Genomic DNA, 18,615 nt, shown 5'->3' on the forward strand with positions numbered 1-18,615 from the left:
CCCAATGTGACGGAACCCTCCGTCCTAGACGGTTGCGACCTCCAGCGCCGTACGGCGGGCCTCACGGGCGGCGCGGAGGCTGTCCCAGGTGAAGACCGACAGGGCCAGCCAGACGATGGCGAATCCGGTCCAGCGGCTGGGCGGCATGACCTCGTGGGCGATGAACACGCCGACGAGGAACTGCAGGACCGGGGCGATGTACTGGAGCAGGCCGATCGTGGTGAGCGGCACCCGGATCGCGGCGGAGGTGAAGCAGAGCAGCGGGACGGCTGTGATCACGCCGCCGCCGGCCAGCAGGAGGGCGTGCCCCGCGCCCATGGTCCCGAAGGTGGCGGTGCCCTGCCCCTCCAGGTAGACCAGGTAACCGAGTGCGGGGAGCAGCAGCACCAGCGTCTCGATGGTCATGCTCTCTGCCGCGCCGACCTGTGCGATCTTCTTGACCAGGCCGTAGGTGCCGAAGCTGGCGGCCAGGACCAGCGCGATCCACGGCAGCCGGCCGTAGTCGAGGGCGAGGACGACGACGGCCAGGGCGCCCAGCCCGACCGCGCCCCACTGCCACGGCCGCAGGCGTTCCTTGAGCAGGAAGACGCCGAAGAGCACGCTGACCAGGGGGTTGATGAAGTAGCCGAGCGCGCTCTCGACCACATGCCCGGTGTTCACCGCGTAGATGTAGACGCCCCAGTTGACCGTGATGATCACTGCGGCCAGGACGAGCAGGCCGGCCTTCTTCGGGGTGCGCAGGAGTTCGCGGAACCAGGACCAGTGGCGTCGCACCGCGAGGATGGCGACGACGGCGACGAGGGACCACGCGATGCGGTGGGCCAGGATCTCCAGGGCGCCGGCGGGCCTCAGGAGCGGCCAGTACAGCGGGAACAGGCCCCACATGGTGTAGGCGGCGAGGCCATACAGGACCCCGCGGCGCGATTCAGGCATGTCACCTATTTTTACTGCTTACCGCATTTAATACAAATTAGCGATCCCTTCCAGATCATTAAGAGATGCTTACGGGAACACCGGGGCCTCCCGGCTGGTTGCCTCTGTCGGAAGGTTCGCAGAGGAGGTTCGCAATGGGCTGGTTGTTCGGCAACAAGACTTCCATGGTGTCCCCGGAGAACGCGCTCCCAGGTCGCCCCACCCGCATGGCGGTGCCCGCGCGTCATGCGGTCCTCGACGCTCCGCTGGCTCCGCCGTACCCCGAGGGAAGTGAGATCGCCGACTTCGGCCTCGGCTGCTTCTGGGGAGCCGAGCGTATTTTCTGGCAGACCCCCGGAGTGGTGTCCACCTCCGTCGGCTACGCGGGTGGCTACACCCAGAACCCGACCTACGAAGAGGTCTGCACCGGACAGACCGGCCACACCGAGGCGGTCCGCGTGGTCTTCGATCCGTCCCGGGTGTCCTACGAGGAGCTGCTCCGTGTCTTCTGGGAGGCCCACGACCCCACCCAGGGCATGCGCCAGGGCAACGACGTCGGCACCCAGTATCGTTCGGCGATCTACTTCCACTCGCCCGGGCAGGAGAAGTCCGCCCTGAACTCGCGCGACGCCTACCAGAAGGTGCTCACCGAGGCCGGCCACGGCCAGATCACCACCGAGATCGCCCCCGCCGGGGACTACTTCTTCGCGGAGGAGTATCACCAGCAGTATCTCTACAAGAACCCCGGCGGCTACTGCGGCATCGGAGGCACGGGCGTCGCGTGCCCGATCGGCCTCACGTCCGGCGAGGCGTAGACCTGCGGTAACTGATCGGTCCTGGCCCTTGGTCGCCCGGCTTGCCCGGTGCCGATCGAGGGCCAGTTTCTTTTCGAGGTGCATCGCCCGTCATCTCAACCGAAGGCCCCTGTGCGCTGGAGGGCCCCTTTGGTCGAGCCGTGGCCCTCTGCATGCGACGTAGCTTCGGTGAGACCTTTCGCGGTGCATGCTCTGGGCTGCCCGGCATTGATTTTGTCGCAATGTATGACTCATTCTGATGAGACAATAATTGCGACAAAGGAGGTGTCATGCGGTCCACATCCTCATCGGCCGCTTACCTGCCGGCGCGTCCGGAGGACCTGCGGCGAGCGGAGGCATGGCTGGTACGGCACGACTTGGCCGGTGTCCGGCCGACCCCGTTGCTGGCCGCGCGTCTCAAGGTACGGCGACGGGCCCGCCTGGCCGGCAATATGGCGCTGGCACTGCTGATCGTGGCCGCGGCGTTCGCGCTGGCTTACGACCGGCTGGCCACCTCCGCCTTCGGTAGGTTCCAGCCGCACCAGCCGATGCCGCTGCTGGCTCTGGCGGTGTTGGTGGCCGGGCTGCTGCTGGCTCAGTCGCTGCTCGACTTGTGGGTGCGGCGCGTCGACCGGCGCGCCGGTGTGGCGTTGTCGCGGCGGGTGGCCCACCCGGTCCCGCCCGGTTGGCGAGCCGTGCTCGGTAGGCCGTACGCGGCCTTCGCGGTCGTAACCTTCTGCGGCGCGCTGGTGCTGGCGGTGAGTGCTCTGACCGTCCAAGACTCCGCCGTGCGGTACGCGGCCGTCGTGCTGCTGGTCGGTCTGTTCGGTGTGGGCGTCGGCGCTGCCCTGCGGCTGCGCGAGCTGTTGGTCCGTCCGGTCGTGGCCGAGGACGAGGTCTCGCTGACGGCCGACGTCGTCATGCGTGTCGAGGACGCACGCGAGCTGACAGCGCCGACCGTGCTGTGGGCGCTGCCCGTGGTGCTTCTGTTCGGATCCGCGCCCGGATGGTGGAATGTCGCCTCGCTCGCCTTCGTGGTTTTGGGCGTGGTGGCGTGTGTCGTGATCCAGGTCAGGACACCGCCGAGTGTGGCCGTGGCACGGCGAGCGATGAGCGCCCAATGATCGTCATCGACGCGGCCTCGCCGGTTCCGCCGTTCGAGCAACTGCGCGCCCAGCTCGCCAGGCAGATCCAGGACCGCACGCTCGCGGTGGGCACTCGGCTGCCGACGATCCGACACCTGGCGGCGGACCTCGGCCTGGCCGTCAACACGGTGGGCAGGGCGTACCGGGAACTGGAGGAGGCGGGCCTGATCGAGACCCGCGGACGGGCAGGGTCGTTCGTGTCGTCTACCGGGGAGGAGGGGCGGGAACGTGCCCGCCGTGCTGCCGCCGAGTACGCGGCAGTGATCGCCGGTGTCGGCATCGATACGAACGAGGCGATCCGCATCGTCGAGGCGGCGCTGACATCCGGCATGCCGGCAGCGGACTTCGCCTGACCTCACCGCAGCCGTCTATCCGGGTTACGCAGACGCACGCTCGCCGGCACCGGTGTCAACGCAGGTGACCCTTCTGCGTGGCGTCCGGCGGGCTGACAAGCTCTTGTGGGAGCTCCGGACGGCTTCAGACCTGGTCGGCGGTCTCATGGCCGCTCGGATGAAGCGGTCCCGGGGATCGATTTCCGGGGACCGCAACACGGCGGTGACCTGCAAGATCAGGTTGTAAAGGCTCGCTGTACGCCGGTCACGGAGCGGCCGGTGCCCCCGTCGGCCCAGGGTTCACCCGCATCAACGGCACAAACGCCAGCAGGAGCAGCGCAGCGGCCAGCGGTATCAGGTCCTTGCTCGCCAGCGGGACCACGGCTTGGGCGAGCACGAGCGCGGGGCTCCACCACGGCACGGAACGTCGTACGGCGAGCTGGGTCATCAGCATGAGCATGCCCACGTAGAACAGCGGCGGTACGACGGTGTAGACGAGGGGCTCGACGCCGGGCACGGCCTGGACGGCCTCGAACCGCGGCCCCATCGCCTCGTGGTCGGCGGACAGGAACCCGACCACGAGGTCGATCACGAACTGCACGCCCAGCGAGAGCGCCCCGACCAGACCGATCACGTAACCCGCCGTGGCCGTCGCGCCGCCGCCGGCCAGAGCCCACAGCCTGCGGAAGACCGGCACGCAGAGAACCAGACCCACCAGGAAGCACAGGTGCCCGATGGTCCAGGCGATGCCCGGGCCGCGGCTGCCGTCAAGACCGTCGATGATGCGGGCGATGCCATACGAGGCGAAGAGGAGGGGAGCGGCCACGAGTGATCTCATATGGACGATTGTGGCGAGGATCCGTGGGCCCGGCATGGGGTGGCGACACCCGTTGTGAGCTCAGGAATCCCTCAGGAGGGAGCGCACCAGCTCGGTGATCTCTGCGGGAGCGGTCTCCGGCGTCCCGGCGTCGAACGGTGGCTGCGGCGCGTATTCCAACCCGAGCTGGACCGCCATGGCCACATCCTCGCCCGCCAGCAGGGACGCGAGGTAGAGCGCCATGTCGATGCCGGCCGTCACACCGGCCGAAGTTATGATCTTGCCGTCCCTGACGGAGCGTCCGTTGACCGGTCGTGCCCCAAACTGCGTGAGCAGGTCGTGGGCCACCCAGTGAGTGGTCGCCTTGACTCCCTCCAGCAGGCCCGCCGCGCCGAGCGTGAGCGAGCCCACGCATACCGAGGTGGTCCATGTGGTGGTCGGGTGCGCCGTCTTCACGTAGTGGATCAGCTCTTGGTCCGCCATGCTCTGCTTCACGTCCTTGGTGCCCGGCACCACCAGGACATCGGGTCTGGGCAGGTCGGCGAAGGAGGCGGTGGCGGTCAGCGTGACTCCCTCGTCGGCGATGACGCCTGGCCGCTCAGCCACGAAGGTGACCGTCGCGCCGGGGATGTTCCGGAGCACGAAGTACGGTCCCAGGGCGTCCATGGCGTCGTAACCCGCGTACAGGGGGATGGCGATGTGCATATCAGCTCTCCTCGTCATGGAATCTGCGCCGGTACTCTCCCGGCGAGACCTTGAGATGTCGCCGGAAGACGCGGTAGAGGGTCTCGGGCGTCCCGAGTCCGACCCGGGTGGCAATCCGGTCGAGCGGCTCATCGGTGCTCTCCAGCAGTCGCCTGGCTGCCGCCGTCCGTGCGTGCTCGACATACCGCGCGGGTGGCACGCCGACCTCGGTCCTGAACACACGCGAGAAGTGGCGAACACTCGTGTTCACGCGTCCTGCGAGGGCCTCCACCGACAGGTCGGCATTGAGGTTCTCCTCGATCCAGCCCTGCAGGTCGCGCAGAGGTTCGCGTTTTGGCGTCTGCGCGCTCAGCGGCGTACTGAACTGGCTCTGCCCGCCTGGTCGCTGCAGATATACGACCAGCCAGCGAGAGATCTCCCTGGCCAGATCGTGCCCGTGGTCGTGGGCGACGAGGGCAAGAGCGAGATCGATCCCCGAGGTGACCCCCGCCGAAGTCCACACGTTGCCGTCGCGTACGTAGATACGATCGGCGTCCACCTGCACGTCCGGATGCTCGCGGGCGAGCATGTCCCCCACCGCCCAGTGGGTGGTCGCCCGCCGCCCTTCCAGCAGGCCGGCCTCGGCCAACAGCAACGTGCCCGAGCAGATGGATCCGACACGATCTGACTCCCCGGCAAGCCTGCGTATCTCCGGAACCAACGCCGCCTGGTCGGCGACAGCCGTACGGGCTGGGAGACCACCGACGACCAGCAGCGTGTCGATCGGACCTTTCACGCTCCGCAGCGGCGTCTCGGCGGCCACTGTGACTCCGGACAGGGAGCGCACGGCTCCCGCGTGGACAGCCGTGACCTCCACCCGGTAGTCGGCGTCAGGATTCAGCAGACCGGCTGCGGAGAAGACATCGGCCGGGCCCGCGAGATCGAGCAACTGGAAGCCATCGAAAAGCACGATGACGACGCGTTGAGACATATCGCCATACTTGGCCATCCGCAGCAATGGCTGCAAGGACACATACCTTGCAGATCCGGCCATCCTGCTCCAGAGTCATGTGTGGATTTTTGGTGAAATTCCAGACATGTTGATCATCCGGATGGCAGTCTTACGCGATATGCGAATGAAGATCCTATTGGCGGGCCTCTGTGGCGCCGTAGTCACTTTGGCCGGTTCGGGGACGGCGAGCGCCGCGGCTCGCGCCGCCGGTCCCACGTTCCAGCTCCCCTTCCCCTGCGGGGAGACCTGGGCGGGCAGCAGCAATAGTTACGCTCACACCGGCAGTGAGATCGACTTCAACTGGGGCGCTGGGGACGCCGACCTGGGCAAGACTGTCGTGGCGGCAGCGGCCGGCACGGTCGTGACGGCCGCCTACCAGACGAGTAACGGCTACGGCAACCTGGTCAAGATCCGTCACTCCGACGGCAGCACGACCCTCTACGCGCATCTGAACTCGCTGTCGGTCTCGTCGGGCGCGAGCGTGGCGCAGGGCCAGAAGATCGGCACGGTGGGCAAGAGCTCGGCCAAGTACTCCATCGTGTCGCACCTGCACTACGAGCAGCGCTCCCCCTCGGGCGCCATCGTCCGCGCCTCCTTCAACGGCTCCACCTTCAATTACCCCAACCAGTCGGTGACCTCGAGGAACTGCGGTGGCGGCACCGCCCCCACCACCACCACCCAGCCGGCCCCCAGCGGCTCGAACCCGTACAGCGCGACGCAGGTGTGCGGTCCGGGCTACAAGCAGATCGACTCGGCGCCGCTGGGCTCGCAGGGCCGCGTGGTCCTGATGTACTCCTCGGCCACCGGCCAGAACTGCGTCACCACCCTGCGTGCCAGTGGCAGCGGCAAGGTCAACGCCAGCGCCTACCTTGAGGTCCAGGGCAAGGCCAGGCAGACCGACTCCGGCAGCTACCAGTACTACGCGGGCCCGGTGCGCGCAAAGGCCGCCGCCACCTGCGTGAAGTGGGGCGGCTCCATCGGCTCGGCCAAGTACGACAGTCCGTTCGGGCACTGCGGCTGACGTCGGCCAGACACGGATGGGGTGGTGCCTGCGGGCCCACCCCATCGGCCGTCCCCGACGTCTCCGCGGTCATTCGCGGGCGCCGACGACCTCGGCGGGCTGGTCCCTGAGGGCGAAACGGGCGGGCAGGACGGTCGCCGCGAGGGCGAGCGCGCCCGCTGCGGCGATCACCGCGAGGTAAGTGAGCGGCGGGATGTACGGCTGGGCGGAGCCTGTCATGCCGAGGCTGAACGCGGCCAGTGTCACCAGGGAGATCATCGTGCCGAGGCCCACGGCGATCAGCACGGCGGCCAGGGTCTCCAGCCGCAGCATCCGCAGGATCTGACGCCGGGTGGTGCCGACGAGGCGGAGCAGGGCGAACTCACGGGAGCGGTCCGAGGTGGACATGGCCAGCGTGTTGACCGCGGCGATCGCGGTGAACGCGATGATCAGGCCCATCGCCACGTAGTTCACCTCGGCGTTGGGGGCGCTCACCTCGGCGGCCTGCGCCTGGTCGAGGACCGTGATGCCGGGGGCGGCCCGTTCGAGGGCTCCGCGTGGCACGGAGGGCGCGGAGACGAGCAGGGTGCCGAGCGGGTCGTCCACATGCCCGGCGACCATGTCGTGGGGGAGGGTGAGCTCGCCGAACCCGAGGCCCCTGGCATAGACCGCGGCCACCTCGACCACGGCGGGAGTGCCGTCGCCAAGTGTGAGGTTCATCCGGCTGCCCGCCGACACGTCCAGCCGGGCGGCCACTGTCTCGCTGACCGCGATCGACTCCCCGCCGAAGTCCCGGAAGGAGCCCGAGGTGACCCCGAGGTCGAGGGTGCGGTCGAGCCCTGCCGGAGTGACGGCCTGCGCTCCGTACTTCTCCAGTCCGATCCTGACGGAGGTGCGCAGCACCTCGGTCACCGCCACGACTCCGGGCACCTTCCGCACGGCGGCGGCGGTGACACCGGAGACGCGCGGCCCGAGCACGTAGTCGGCCCTGCTGCCCGCGGCCGTCTGCTGCCCGGCGGCGTACCCCATCGTGGTCTGCACGGACAGGATCGTGCAGGTCATCGCCACCATCAGGCTGAGCGGGGTGATGACGGAGGCGAGCCGCCGCGACCCGGCGCGCAGGTTGGCGGCGGCCAGGTAGCCGCCCACCCGTGAAACGCGTAACGGCACGCTCAGCACCGCGACCGCCACCCGCGCGATGATCGGGCCGAGCAGGGCCACGGCGACCGTCCACACCAGCGCGGTCAGCATGGTGACCGGGCTGGACGCGGCCTCCGTCGACAGCGCCGACAGCACGATGGTCAGTGCGATGCCGCCGCCGGTGAAGACCAGCCCCGCGACCAACCGGCCCCACGGCAGGCGCGGGGTCGGCAGTGCCGCGTCGCCGAGCGCTTCCACCGGCCGGATGCGTGCCGTACGGCGGGCCGAGACGCGTGCCGCCGCCCACGCCGCCACCACGGTGGCCAGCAGGGCCGTGAAGATCGGGAACGGGCTGACGACCAGCTTGAGGTTCTCCGGCATCGCGCCCAGGACGACGAAACGTGAACGCAGCCAGAAGCCAAGGCCGACGCCCACGGCGGAGCCGATGAGTCCGGCTGCCAGGCTCACCATGAGAGCCTCGCCGCCGAGCAGCTTGCGGATCTGCCGGGGCGTCGCCGCGACGGCCCGCAGCAGGGCGATCTCGCGCTGGCGCTGCTGGATGGACAGAGCGAACGTCCCCACCACGACGAGGATGGCGACCAGCAGCGACGTGCCGCCCAGGGCGCCGCCAAGGCTGATCAGCTTCACCCGCGACTTCTCCGCGTCGAGGAACTCGACCTTGCCGCGCTCGTCGCCGCGGTAGGCGACCGCACCCTCGACCGAGATGTCCACCTGGGGGAAGACGCCGATGGCGCTGACCATGCCGGGCCTGCCGGCCAGTCGCCGGGCCTCCCGCGTCGAGAAGAACAGGCTGCCCAGCGTCTTGTCGGTCACCCCGACCACCTGGTATCGGCGCGGGGCGGCCGTGGACCGGACCGTGAGGCGGGACCCCGGCCTCAGCCCGCTGCCCCTCTCGACCACGACCTCGTCGTCGGCCCGGGGAGCACGCCCCTCGACCAATGTGTAAGGAGTGAGCGCGGCCGACTCCCAGCCGTGGCCGGTGAGCTCGCCGTCCGCCGTGTAGGCGGGGAAGGTCACCTCGGTGACGACCTTCTCCACCCCGGGCGTCCGCTGGAGTCTCTCGGCGATGGACATGCTGATCCAGGCGCGTTCCGACAGCGGTTTGGCCTTCGTTTTGCTCTTCTCCGCCGACTTGCGGATGGTCTGGCGGACGGACTGGTCGCCCGCGACGACCACGGGTGTGCCCGCGTAGCGCTCGGGGGCCACGTTTCCGCGCAGCCCGGTCTCCAGCAGCATGCCGCAGGCACACACCAGGGCGGCGGCGCAGAGCAGGGCGAGGAACGCGCCCGCGAATCCGGCCTTGCGGTGCCGTAACGTCTTCAGGGCGAGCCAGATCATCGCACCCACGCTCCAAGCCTGGTCATCCGCTCGGCGACCTTCTCCGAGGTCGGTGCGGTCATCGAGTCCACGATCCGGCCGTCGGCCAGATACAGGACGGTGTCGGCGTAGGAGGCGGCCACCGGGTCGTGTGTCACCATCACGACCGTCTGGCCCATCCCGTCCACCACCTCGCGCAGCAGGACCAGCACGTCGCGCGCGGTCATCGTGTCGAGCGCACCGGTCGGCTCGTCGCCGAACACCACCTCGGGTCTGGTCACCAGGGCTCTGGCGATCGCCACGCGCTGCTGCTGGCCACCGGAGAGCTGAGCCGGGCGGTGCCCGGTGCGTCCTTCCAGGCCGACCCTGGACACGATCTCCGCCAGCCACGCCCGGTCCACGCCGGTGCCCGCCAGTCGCAGTGGCAGCGTGATGTTCTCGACGACCGTCAGCGACGACACCAGGTTGAACGCCTGGAACACGAATCCGACCCGCTGCCTGCGCAACTCGGTCAGCCGGGTCTCGTCCATGCCGTGCAGCGCGGTGTCACCGAGCTGCACGGAGCCCGCCGAAGGCGTGTCCAGCCCCGCCGCACAGTGCAGGAACGTGCTCTTTCCCGAGCCCGACGGGCCCATTACGGCGGTGAAGCTCCCCTGGGGTATGCCCACCGTCACCTCGCGCAGGGCCGCGACCGCGCCCTGACCTTTCCCGTACACCTTGCTCACCGCGTCCAAACGCACCACGTCTCTCATGCCGTCGAGTCTGCTGACCTGCTGAGTCGTCGACCAGAGACGTGATCATCGGTCGGGTATGACGTCATCATGATCCGGACACTGGTAGATATGTCACCGTGATCCGTGTGCTTCTGGCTGAAGATCAGCACATCATCAGGGGCGCCCTCGTCGCGCTGCTCGGTCTTGAAGCGGACCTGGAGATCGTCGCCGCTGTGGAGTCCGGTGACGCCGTGGTGTCCGCCGCGCTGGCCGAACGCCCGGACGTCGCGGTGCTCGACATCGACATGCCCGGTACGCTCGACGGGCTCGCCGCCGCGGCCGAGCTCCGCTCACGCCTGCCCACCTGCCGCACGCTCATGCTGACCGGGTACGGCAAGCCGGGTCACCTGCGTCGCGCGCTCACCGCCGGGGTGGACGGATTCCTGCTGAAGACCGCGCCGCCCGATGACCTGATCGTGGCGATCCGCAAGGTGGCCGGGGGCGAGCGCGTCCTGGACCCGTCGCTGGCGGTCACTGCCTGGGACCTGGCGGACAACCCGCTGACGGCCCGCGAGGTCGAGGTGTTGCGCCTCGCGGCCGAGGGGGCGGACGCGGCCGAGATCGCGGGCCGGTTGTTCGTGACGGCCGGTACGGCCCGCAACTACCTCACCGCCGTGGTCGCCAAGCTCAACGCCCGTAACCGGACGGACGCGGTGCGGATCGCCGCCGAAGCGGGCTGGATCTAGAGGCCGGTCACCGGGTGACTTCGGCGCCGGATCGGCGGGCCGGTGTGCCCGGCTCGCCGAGGCTCCCGTGCGGGACGTGGGCGTCGAGCTCGAACCAGCCGTTCTCCGCCCCGACGCTCATCAGGCCGCCGAGGGACGTCAGCCGCGTGGTGAGGTTGCCGATGCCGGACGAGCCCCGGCGGCCCTCCGGCGAGCGCACGCCGTCGTTGCGTACGCGCAGCCGTACACCGCCCGACTCCGGCAGCGTCTCGATGACGCAGCGGCGGGCGGCGCTGTGCCGCAGGATGTTGGTCACAGCCTCCCTGAGTACGGCGCTCAGCGCGGTCTCGACCTCGGCGGGAAGCGCGCCGTGGGCCAGGCCCAGGGAGACCTCGATCCCCGCGGCGGTGAGCACCGAGCGGGCGGACTCGGCTTCGGCGGTGAGGGAGAGGTCGCGGTGCTCGCCGGAGACGGCCCGCAGGTCGGCCTCGGCCTGTGCGGTCATGGCGAGGACGTCGAGGAGTTCGGCGCGGGCGCGTTCCGGATCGAGGCGGCGGGCCAGCTCGCATTTGAGCAGGATCGCGGCGAGGCTGTGGCCGAGCAGGTCGTGCAGGTCCCGGGCCGCGCGCAGCCGTTCCTCCAGCACGGCCGAGCGGGCCAGCTCCTCCCTGGCGTTCTGGAGCTCCTTGACGAGCTGGGCCAGGCGGACGAGGCCGTAGACGACCAGCCCGGTGACCAGCGTGCTCACCGTGAAATTGACCGTGTCGGGAAGGGGCAGACCGAGGACGGAGCCGATCACGGCGACGCTTGTCATCACGCAGGCGACGAGCGGCCAGGCGATCGGCGCGGGGAAGGCGAGGAGGATCGGGCCCGCGAGAAAACCCGCGACTCCGAGCCACGCCCGGCCGAACGCGAGAACCGGCAGGTAGGTGAGGAGGGTCATCAGCGTCAGCGCCCACATGTGACGGCCGGTGACCGACCGCAGCTGCATGACGACGATGACCGCGAGACAGACGACCGCCGGCACGACGTTTCCCGGCACATACAGGAGGGCCTTGACGCTGAACCCCATGACGACGGAGGCCAGCACGGCGACGGAGACGGTGTAGGCGGCCTGGTCGCCGTGGAGGAGCGCCGGCCACCCCCGCGCGCCGACTCGCCCGCCCGGCGGCGGAACGGGCGCGGGCCGTGTCTCCGGGTGGACGGGAAGGGTGACGGTGACCGTATGGTGGCCGGCGGGAGTGAGGCCGGTGGTGAGGACGCCGCCGGCGTCGGACACCTGGCGGGGGAGGCCGCCCAGGCCGTCGTCGGCGGCCGTGCGTGCGCCGTCGTCCGTGACGCGCAAGCTCATCCGGCCGTCCGCCTCCTCCGTCTCGATCACGCATGTCCTGGCCGTGCCCCGCCGTACGATCTCCGTCACCGACTCCCGCAGCACGGTGGCGAGCAGCGCGCCCGCGAGACCCAGTGGCTCGGTGTGGCCGAGGCGCACCTCTGCCGCGACCCCCGCACTCGACAGCATCGCGCGGGCGGTCGTGATCTCGGGGGCCAGCGACATCGCGCGATACCCCGCCGAGGCGGTGCGGGCGTCGGCCAGGGCGGCGCGGGCCGTGATGACGACCTCGCCGATCACCTCAGCGGTGCGTGGCGGCTCGGCGAGGGCAAGCTCTGTGCCCTGGGTGATCACGGTCAGTCCATGGCCGAGGCCGTCGTTCAGCTCGGCGGCGATCCGTAGCCGCTCCTCCGCGACGGCGGCCATCGCCAGCGCCAGCCGGGTGGCGTGCACCTCGTCGACGCGTTCGGTCAGGCGGGTCAGGCCGTAGATCACGAGCGAGCTCAGGACCATGCTGATCGTGACGTTCGCGGTGTCGGACACGTCGCCTTGGCGCACAGAATCGATCACCGCCGCACTGATCGCCACCACCGGCGCCAGCGTCCACAGGCGGCTGAGCAGCAGCGAGCCGGCCAGGAAGCCGAGGATGCCGACGGAGGTGTCATAACAGAGCACCGCCGCGTAACCGGCGCAGGCCTGTACGGCGAGCAGCGGTATCCCCCTGAACCGTCTGAGGGAGGGCACCACCCAGACGAGCTGCAGCCCGAGTACCGGCACGCCCATTACGGAGCCGAGCGGCATGGCCAGCAGGTAGACGGTCATGAAAGCGGTGAGCACCACGACGACGATCCCCCGCGCGCGGCGAGGTATCGGAAAACGCGACAAACCAACTCCCCCGGTCGGAACCAGAGGCAAGCCTAGGCGGACGGGACGACCTGCTCACCCAGGCGGGCGCGCACATCTACGAACGTCTGGAGCCGGACGCCGCGACCATGGCCCGGAGCACGGAGGGGCCCCGCGACCGCAGGCGGGTGGCCGAACTGATGCACGAGCTGGTCGGCCGGATCGGCGCCTAAGAGCGTCTCATCCCGGAAACGGAGGGCTGACCGTGGAGGATCGCCCGTAAGCCGGACGCACCGCACGCGGGCGTCCGGCTGATGCCCGGAGCGGAGATCCGTTGTCAGTGATACCGCGCAGAAGACGCCGATCCGCGGGTGGCCCCTCCGGGAGACGGGCCGTTGTCAATCCTCGTCGGCGGGGAAGGCGAAGAGCCGGACGTACATGGGGCGCGCGCCGGGGGGCGCGTCCTCGGCACGCGGGCTGTGCTTCCTCAGCAGGTCCATGTAGGCCTCGAAGAACTCCTCGAACTCCGCCTTGGTCATCCGGCCCAGACCGCGCGAGGCCTTGACCCATTCGGGATCGCGCTCGTAGACCGAGGGGAGCCGTTCGAACAGCTCACGATCCTCGTCCATGGCGAACTGGTGGAACGCGGCCAGCACGGGCCGATCCTCTGGGGCGAGCTGATCGGGCCGGGGCAGCCGGATGTCCCTGGTCGCCCCGGCCCTGCGCCACCAGCGCTCCCTGCCCACCGAGCGCTCGGGGATCTCCTCGACGAAGCCGTACTTCTCGAGCTGGCGCAGGTGGTAGCTCGTCGTGCCGGTCTTGGCGCCGAGCAGCTCGCCGAGCGTCGTCGAGGTCGCGGGGCCGTGCATGCTCAGGTGGCGCAGCATGAGCCGCCGCATGGGATGGGTCAACGCCTTGAGCCTCGCGGGGTCGTCGAGCAGGAACGGCTCGTCATCCTTCATGATGAACAGCCTAGTCCTGCAGAACGATATCTGCAGACAACTCTATGCCGAGAAGTCTCTGCAGACTACTTTTGGCATGTGAGACGAATCCTCCCGGCACTGGCCGTCGCCCTCTGCCTGCTCGCCGCCCCCGCGGCCGCGGCAGCCACGACCCCACCCGCTGTACCCTCCGACGTGGCCGCGGCAGCCACGACCCCGCCTGCCGTACCCTCCGATCTGCGTGCGACGGAGGTGAGCTTCCGCGGCAGCGGAGGCCTCACCCTGCACGGCACGGTCCTCTCCCCCGCACAGGGGAGATCCGCCCGGCCGGGCATGGTCCTGGTGCACGGCGCGGGCACGGGCACGCCCCGCACGAAGCTGATGGGCGAGGCCGTCGAGTTCGCCCGCCGGGGCTTGGCCGTCCTGGTCTACGACAAGCGGTCAGAGGGCTACTCGCTGTTCCAGCGGTCCTACACGCAGCTCGCCGACGACGCGCTCGGCGCCGTGGCCGCGCTCCGTTCCCAGCCGGGCGTCGACCCGGCGAAGGTCGGCATCTGGGGGTTCAGCGAGGGCGGCTGGGTGGCCCCGATCGCGGCGGCCCGCTCGAAGGACATCGCCTTCGTGGTGCTCGTCGGCGCCAACGGTCTGCCGCCGCTGCGGCAGCAGACCTGGGCCGTGGCGGCTGGGCTGCGCAAGGCTGGGGTGGCGGGCCCGCTCGTCGACCGGGCCGTGCCCGCCATGTACCGGACGATCGCCGACGGTGGCATGTTCCCCGAGCCCTACTACGACCCCGGGCCGACCATCGCCGCGGTACGTCAGCCGGTGCTCGGCATCTGGGGCACCCACGACCTGCTGACCCCACCCGAGGAGAGCCCGCCGGCGTTCGCCGGGGCACTGGAGAAGGGCGGCAACAGGCACTACACGTTCCACTTCTTCCCCGACGCCGACCACGCCGCCCACCGGACCCCCGACAGAGGCGTCACCCGGCTTCCCGAGCTTGCCCCCGGCTACGCCGACCTGGTCGGCACCTGGGTCGGAGACGTCACGGCGGGCAGGCTCCCCACGGCCCAGACCTCCGGCCCCGCCCCCGTGCAGGACGCGCCGACCGTGCCGATGGATCCCCCGGCCTGGTGGGAGTCGGCGTTCCTCCAGCTCGTGATGGTGCTGTTGTTCCTGGTCGCGTTCGCCGCCTATCCGGTGGTCGCGCTGGCGCGGCGCCTCCGCGGCGGCTCGCGACCCCCGGTGACCGGGGCCGCGCGGCTGCTCAGCGCCGGAGGGATCGCGGTGGTCCTCGGGTCGCTGTCCTACCTCTTCTACCTGCTGATGACCGGAGTCAAGCTGGCCACTCCCGGCCCCGTGCTGGCCGGTCGCCCGCTGATCTGGCTGGCGCTGCAGGCCCTCGCGGTGGCCACCGTGGCCGCCACCGCTCTCACCGCACTGGCCTGGCGCCGTACCCGCGGCCCGGTGTCACCGGGTGAGCGGGTACGGCTCGGCCTCCTGCTCGCCGGCGGGGTGGTCTTCGTCCCCTGGGCTCTCTACTGGGGCCTGCTGCTTCCCTGAACAGATGGGGCCCGGAAGGCGAAGAGCTCACCCGGCGGCGGCGCCCTCGGTCACTCGGCCGCCGCGACCTCGTCCGGCGTGCCGGATGCGTCGGCGTCGAGCCAGATCGAGCGCCAGTCGTCCAGCTCGTGGAAGCGGCGCAGCTCGGCAAAGCCGCTGAGCCAGCCCATCCACGCCGCGTAGGGCGGCCGCCCGGTGTCGAACCCGCTCTGCACGAAGGTGAGCCTCGTCCTGCCGCCGGAGTCCTCCAGCTCCCAGGTGGTGACGCCGGAGTCGCCCCAGTCGACGGTCATCGTGTGGCCGGGGTCCAGGTCGATGATCTTCGCGGCGGGCCCCGCGTCGAAGCCGCCTATGGCGTAGCGCCCGCCGACGTGCGGTTCGATCCCGACGGGGAAGTTGAACCACCGGCTGACCTTCTCCGAGTCGACGAGTGAGTCGAACACCGCCTCGGGCGAGGCGTCGATGACGAACTGCCCCTTCAGGTCCGGAGAGGTGAGGTCGGGCCTGAGGGTGAGCTCGCGGTCCTCGAGATGGTCGGCCAGGTTGGCGATCGCCAGCGACCAGTACGTCTGCAGCACGCCGCGGATACTGCTGCCGGTGATCATTTCTTGGTAGTCGAAGTGGGTCTGCGACAGCGTCAGGACGGTCGAGTCCGGGCCCTCCTCCTCAAGACGGATCTCAACCGTGGTGTCCTCGCCGTCCAGCAGCCAGGAGAAGCGCAGCGTCCGGTCGTCGACGTGCAGCGGACACTGGTGGGGAGCGTCCCCCTCGGGCGTGTCGCGGCCCCAGAACGCGTAGCGGTGCGGCAGGCCGACCTCGGCGTGCTCGGCGAGCCAGGCGCGCAACGAGACGGCGTCGGTCAGGGCGTGGTGGACAGCCTTGATCGGTGCGGCCAGGCGGACACGGAGCTTCATCGGTTCACTCATGGGTTCTCTCCCTTGGGGTAGCAGGCCACGGCGAGCTTGAAAGCGTCACCATCGGTGCCGCCGTAGCGGGTGAAAAGGTCCTGCAGCACGGTCTGGAGCTCGTTGAGGAACTCCTGACGGCGTTCCGGTGACACGTGGATCTCGCCGGACACGCCCACCGAGGGCAGTTCGGGCGCTGTCCGGTCGAGTGCGGCGATGTCGGCCTGGACCTCCTCCATAAGGTCGAGCAGGTAGCCGAGGCTCATCTCGTCCTGCGTCTTGCGCAGGCCGAGCCGGCCGACGAGGCGGGGCGACATCCAGTAGGCGCGGGCGCTCGCCTGGTAGACGCCCTCGTGGATGCCCCGCACCTTGCGTTCCGACACCTGGTCCACCAGACCCGCGTCCACCAGGCGTTTCACGTGGTAGTAGACCCGCTGGGAGGTCTGGCCGAGCCGGGCTGCCACCTCTGTGCACGAGCGCGGCTCGGCGAGTTGCCGCAGCACCTCGATGCGCTGTGGCTTGAGCAGGGCTTCGGCCTGCTCGATCTCTTCCAGATACAGAACGTCTCTCATCGCAAAAGCAATTTTTTATGTACAAGATAGTTTTGTCAATAGGGCGTCGGCCCTCAGATGGAGAGCAGCCGGTGCGGACCGCGGCCCGGCCGGTAGGGATCCCGGCGTTCCTCCCCGGCGGCACGGTAGTCCGGACCGCCTTCTCGTCCGGGAGGAGGCCGTTGACTATGGTCCGAATATGAGCACTCATTACGATGTCGTTGTCCTCGGAGCGGGGCCGGGCGGATACGTGGCCGCCATCCGCGCCGCACAGCTGGGACTCAGCACCGCGATCATCGAGGAACGGTACTGGGGTGGCGTCTGCCTCAACGTGGGATGCATCCCCTCGAAGGCGCTGCTGCGCAACGCCGAACTCGCCCACCTGTTCACGCACGAGGCCAAGACGTTCGGCATCCGCGTCGAGGGCAAGGTCACCTTCGACTACGGCGAGGCCTTCAGGCGCAGCCGCAAGGTCGCCGACGGGCGCGTCAAGGGCGTGCACTACCTGATGAAGAAGAACGGCATCACCGAGTACGACGGCCGCGGCACCTTCGTCGACGCCAACACCCTGGAGGTGGCCCGCGGGGACGGTGGCACGGAGACGGTGACGTTCGGCCACTGCGTCATCGCGGCGGGCGCGACCACGAAGCTGCTGCCGGGGACCTCGGTGACGGAGCGGGTCGTGACGTACGAGGAGCAGATCCTGAGCGAGGAACTCCCCGACAGCATCGTCATCGCGGGGGCGGGCGCGATCGGGGTCGAGTTCGCCTACGTGCTGCACAACTACGGCGTCAAGGTGACGATCGTGGAGTTCCTCGACCGCATCGTCCCCCTGGAGGACGAGGAGGTCTCGGCCGAGCTGGCGCGGCGCTACAAGCGGCTCGGCATCGAGGTGCTGACCTCCACGCGCGTGGAGTCCATCGACGACTCCGGCGACAGGGTGCGGGTGACGGTCTCGCGCGAGGGGCGGCAGCAGGTTCTCGAGGCCGACAAGGTGCTGCAGGCGATCGGCTTCCAGCCCCGGGTGGAGGGGTACGGCCTGGAGCGCACCGGGGTGGCCCTGACCGACCGTGGCGCCATCGGCATCGACGGCCGGGGCCGTACGAGCGTGCCGCACATCTTCGCCATCGGCGACGTGACCGCCAAGCTGATGCTCGCGCACGCGGCCGAGTCCATGGGGATCATCGCCGCGGAGACCATCGCGGGCGCGGAGACGATGGAGCTCGACTACGTGATGATCCCGCGGGCGACGTACTGCCAGCCCCAGATCGCGAGCTTCGGCTTCACCGAGGCGCAGGCCCACGAGCTGGGCTACGACGTGAAGGTGGCCAAGTTCCCGTTCACCGCCAACGGCAAGGCCCACGGCCTGGGCGACGTCACCGGGTTCGTCAAGCTCCTCAGCGACGGCGAGCACGGAGAGCTGATCGGCGCCCACCTGATCGGGCCCGAGGTCACCGAGCTGCTGCCCGAGCTGACGCTGGCCCAGCAGTGGGATCTGACCGTCCATGAGATGTCACGTAACGTGCACGCCCACCCCACGCTCGGCGAGGCGGTGAAGGAGGCGATCCACGGCCTGGCGGGCCACATGATCAACTTTTGAGGCCGCTCCGCCCGGTGGGCTCCGCCGTACGGTCCGTTCCCCGGCCGAGGTAGGTGAGGGGGCCGGGATCGGCGACCGGGATCTCGTGGAAACCGAGGCGGTCGTAGAAGGCCCGGGCCGGGGTGTTGGTGGTGACCATGCCGAGGTGCACGGCCCGTACCCCCTTGCGGTGCAGTGCGTCGAGGAAGGCGTTCATCAGTCAAGATTTTCCGGGCAGGGTGGGTTCCCTCTGACGGTGTCGCCGGTCTTCCCGGGCCTCCGGCCGCGGCACTA

Annotated in this window: 18 protein-coding genes; 7 read left to right on the forward strand and 11 right to left on the reverse strand. The window is 69.6% G+C overall.

Annotation, left to right across the window (positions count from 1 at the left end; translation table 11 throughout):
- Positions 1-24: 24 nt before the first annotated feature.
- A complete protein-coding gene (gene rarD, locus ACIN94_RS02210) occupies positions 25-933 on the reverse strand; it encodes an EamA family transporter RarD (protein ID WP_400698388.1) in 909 nt (302 codons plus the stop codon).
- A gap of 134 nt (positions 934-1,067) precedes the next feature.
- Between rarD and msrA the strand changes: the two genes are divergently transcribed.
- The 3 genes from msrA to ACIN94_RS02225 all read left to right on the forward strand — a co-directional run bounded on the left by msrA (position 1,068) and on the right by ACIN94_RS02225 (position 3,204).
- Positions 1,068-1,727 carry a peptide-methionine (S)-S-oxide reductase MsrA gene (gene msrA / locus ACIN94_RS02215; protein ID WP_400698391.1) on the forward strand — a complete coding sequence of 220 codons (660 nt, stop codon included), beginning with the start codon at positions 1,068-1,070 and terminating at the stop codon, positions 1,725-1,727.
- Between the two features lie 269 nt (positions 1,728-1,996).
- On the forward strand, positions 1,997-2,830 hold the full coding sequence (locus tag ACIN94_RS02220; RefSeq protein WP_400698394.1) for a hypothetical protein: 834 nt from the start codon (positions 1,997-1,999) through the stop codon (positions 2,828-2,830).
- A complete protein-coding gene (locus tag ACIN94_RS02225; protein ID WP_066942251.1) occupies positions 2,827-3,204 on the forward strand; it encodes a GntR family transcriptional regulator in 378 nt (125 codons plus the stop codon). Before ACIN94_RS02220 ends, ACIN94_RS02225 begins: the two co-directional genes overlap by 4 nt.
- A gap of 244 nt (positions 3,205-3,448) precedes the next feature.
- On the opposite strand, the gene ACIN94_RS02230 is transcribed toward ACIN94_RS02225, so the two are convergent.
- The 3 genes from ACIN94_RS02230 to ACIN94_RS02240 are packed head-to-tail and all read right to left on the reverse strand — an operon-like array spanning position 3,449 to position 5,675.
- Positions 3,449-4,021 (reverse strand): hypothetical protein, encoded by a 573-nt coding sequence (locus ACIN94_RS02230; RefSeq protein WP_400698398.1) that lies wholly within the window; start codon positions 4,019-4,021, stop codon positions 3,449-3,451.
- Between the two features lie 60 nt (positions 4,022-4,081).
- The gene (locus ACIN94_RS02235) at positions 4,082-4,705 is read right to left on the reverse strand and encodes a DJ-1/PfpI family protein (protein WP_400698401.1); all 624 of its coding nucleotides are present in this window, start codon (positions 4,703-4,705) and stop codon (positions 4,082-4,084) included.
- A gap of 1 nt (position 4,706) precedes the next feature.
- Positions 4,707-5,675, reverse strand: coding sequence for a GlxA family transcriptional regulator (locus ACIN94_RS02240; protein WP_400698404.1), 969 nt, complete (start codon positions 5,673-5,675; stop codon positions 4,707-4,709).
- A gap of 145 nt (positions 5,676-5,820) precedes the next feature.
- On the opposite strand from ACIN94_RS02240, the gene ACIN94_RS02245 reads away from it, so the two are divergent.
- A complete protein-coding gene (locus ACIN94_RS02245) occupies positions 5,821-6,717 on the forward strand; it encodes a M23 family metallopeptidase (RefSeq protein ID WP_400698407.1) in 897 nt (298 codons plus the stop codon).
- A gap of 69 nt (positions 6,718-6,786) precedes the next feature.
- Here the strand turns inward: ACIN94_RS02245 and ACIN94_RS02250 are convergent, their stop codons facing one another.
- Together ACIN94_RS02250 and ACIN94_RS02255 are read right to left on the reverse strand one after the other, a co-directional pair.
- Positions 6,787-9,195, reverse strand: a complete 2,409-nt coding sequence (locus ACIN94_RS02250) for an FtsX-like permease family protein (RefSeq protein WP_400699937.1) — start codon at positions 9,193-9,195, stop codon at positions 6,787-6,789.
- Complete coding sequence (locus tag ACIN94_RS02255; protein ID WP_400698409.1) at positions 9,192-9,926, reverse strand: ABC transporter ATP-binding protein; 735 nt, start codon at positions 9,924-9,926, stop codon at positions 9,192-9,194. Before ACIN94_RS02255 ends, ACIN94_RS02250 begins: the two co-directional genes overlap by 4 nt.
- Before the next feature lie 98 nt (positions 9,927-10,024).
- Between ACIN94_RS02255 and ACIN94_RS02260 the strand changes: the two genes are divergently transcribed.
- Positions 10,025-10,633 (forward strand): DNA-binding response regulator, encoded by a 609-nt coding sequence (locus ACIN94_RS02260; RefSeq protein WP_400698411.1) that lies wholly within the window; start codon positions 10,025-10,027, stop codon positions 10,631-10,633.
- A 7-nt stretch (positions 10,634-10,640) separates the two neighbouring features.
- Here the strand turns inward: ACIN94_RS02260 and ACIN94_RS02265 are convergent, their stop codons facing one another.
- Positions 10,641-12,827, reverse strand: coding sequence for a sensor histidine kinase (locus tag ACIN94_RS02265; protein ID WP_400698413.1), 2,187 nt, complete (start codon positions 12,825-12,827; stop codon positions 10,641-10,643).
- A gap of 356 nt (positions 12,828-13,183) precedes the next feature.
- Positions 13,184-13,747, reverse strand: coding sequence for a transcriptional regulator (locus ACIN94_RS02270; protein WP_184755117.1), 564 nt, complete (start codon positions 13,745-13,747; stop codon positions 13,184-13,186).
- Between the two features lie 78 nt (positions 13,748-13,825).
- Between ACIN94_RS02270 and ACIN94_RS02275 the strand changes: the two genes are divergently transcribed.
- Complete coding sequence (locus ACIN94_RS02275) at positions 13,826-15,286, forward strand: alpha/beta hydrolase family protein (protein ID WP_400698416.1); 1,461 nt, start codon at positions 13,826-13,828, stop codon at positions 15,284-15,286.
- Between the two features lie 50 nt (positions 15,287-15,336).
- Here the strand turns inward: ACIN94_RS02275 and ACIN94_RS02280 are convergent, their stop codons facing one another.
- Both ACIN94_RS02280 and ACIN94_RS02285 read right to left on the reverse strand, forming a co-directional pair.
- The gene (locus ACIN94_RS02280) at positions 15,337-16,212 is read right to left on the reverse strand and encodes an SRPBCC domain-containing protein (RefSeq protein WP_400698418.1); all 876 of its coding nucleotides are present in this window, start codon (positions 16,210-16,212) and stop codon (positions 15,337-15,339) included.
- Positions 16,209-16,763: a helix-turn-helix domain-containing protein gene (locus ACIN94_RS02285; protein WP_400698421.1), complete on the reverse strand. Its 555-nt coding sequence runs from the start codon at positions 16,761-16,763 to the stop codon at positions 16,209-16,211. Before ACIN94_RS02285 ends, ACIN94_RS02280 begins: the two co-directional genes overlap by 4 nt.
- A gap of 178 nt (positions 16,764-16,941) precedes the next feature.
- Here ACIN94_RS02285 and lpdA point away from each other — a divergent pair, with 178 nt between their 5' ends.
- Positions 16,942-18,342, forward strand: coding sequence for a dihydrolipoyl dehydrogenase (lpdA, locus tag ACIN94_RS02290; protein WP_400698424.1), 1,401 nt, complete (start codon positions 16,942-16,944; stop codon positions 18,340-18,342).
- Here lpdA and ACIN94_RS02295 read toward each other — a convergent pair.
- Positions 18,332-18,538, reverse strand: coding sequence for a GNAT family N-acetyltransferase (locus ACIN94_RS02295; protein ID WP_400698426.1), 207 nt, complete (start codon positions 18,536-18,538; stop codon positions 18,332-18,334). The genes lpdA and ACIN94_RS02295 overlap by 11 nt on opposite strands.
- Between the last annotated feature and the right edge of the window lie 77 nt (positions 18,539-18,615).

The organism is Streptosporangium sp. NPDC087985 (genome assembly GCF_044741965.1).
Classification (GTDB): domain Bacteria; phylum Actinomycetota; class Actinomycetes; order Streptosporangiales; family Streptosporangiaceae; genus Streptosporangium.

What these genes read in the sequence shown, in the direction of transcription:
- ACIN94_RS02220 (WP_400698394.1), top strand. Translation starts at nt 1,997, where the DNA reads ATGCGGTCCACATCCTCATCGGCCGCTTACCTGCCGGCGCGTCCGGAG.
- ACIN94_RS02240 (WP_400698404.1), bottom strand. Translation starts at nt 5,675, where the DNA reads ATGTCTCAACGCGTCGTCATCGTGCTTTTCGATGGCTTCCAGTTGCTC.
- ACIN94_RS02255 (WP_400698409.1), bottom strand. Translation starts at nt 9,926, where the DNA reads ATGAGAGACGTGGTGCGTTTGGACGCGGTGAGCAAGGTGTACGGGAAA.
- ACIN94_RS02285 (WP_400698421.1), bottom strand. Translation starts at nt 16,763, where the DNA reads ATGAGAGACGTTCTGTATCTGGAAGAGATCGAGCAGGCCGAAGCCCTG.
- lpdA (WP_400698424.1), top strand. Translation starts at nt 16,942, where the DNA reads ATGAGCACTCATTACGATGTCGTTGTCCTCGGAGCGGGGCCGGGCGGA.
- ACIN94_RS02245 (WP_400698407.1), top strand. Translation starts at nt 5,821, where the DNA reads ATGAAGATCCTATTGGCGGGCCTCTGTGGCGCCGTAGTCACTTTGGCC.
- ACIN94_RS02225 (WP_066942251.1), top strand. Translation starts at nt 2,827, where the DNA reads ATGATCGTCATCGACGCGGCCTCGCCGGTTCCGCCGTTCGAGCAACTG.
- ACIN94_RS02230 (WP_400698398.1), bottom strand. Translation starts at nt 4,021, where the DNA reads ATGAGATCACTCGTGGCCGCTCCCCTCCTCTTCGCCTCGTATGGCATC.
- msrA (WP_400698391.1), top strand. Translation starts at nt 1,068, where the DNA reads ATGGGCTGGTTGTTCGGCAACAAGACTTCCATGGTGTCCCCGGAGAAC.
- rarD (WP_400698388.1), bottom strand. Translation starts at nt 933, where the DNA reads ATGCCTGAATCGCGCCGCGGGGTCCTGTATGGCCTCGCCGCCTACACC.
- ACIN94_RS02270 (WP_184755117.1), bottom strand. Translation starts at nt 13,747, where the DNA reads ATGAAGGATGACGAGCCGTTCCTGCTCGACGACCCCGCGAGGCTCAAG.
- ACIN94_RS02280 (WP_400698418.1), bottom strand. Translation starts at nt 16,212, where the DNA reads ATGAGTGAACCGATGAAGCTCCGTGTCCGCCTGGCCGCACCGATCAAG.
- ACIN94_RS02235 (WP_400698401.1), bottom strand. Translation starts at nt 4,705, where the DNA reads ATGCACATCGCCATCCCCCTGTACGCGGGTTACGACGCCATGGACGCC.
- ACIN94_RS02250 (WP_400699937.1), bottom strand. Translation starts at nt 9,195, where the DNA reads ATGATCTGGCTCGCCCTGAAGACGTTACGGCACCGCAAGGCCGGATTC.
- ACIN94_RS02295 (WP_400698426.1), bottom strand. Translation starts at nt 18,538, where the DNA reads ATGAACGCCTTCCTCGACGCACTGCACCGCAAGGGGGTACGGGCCGTG.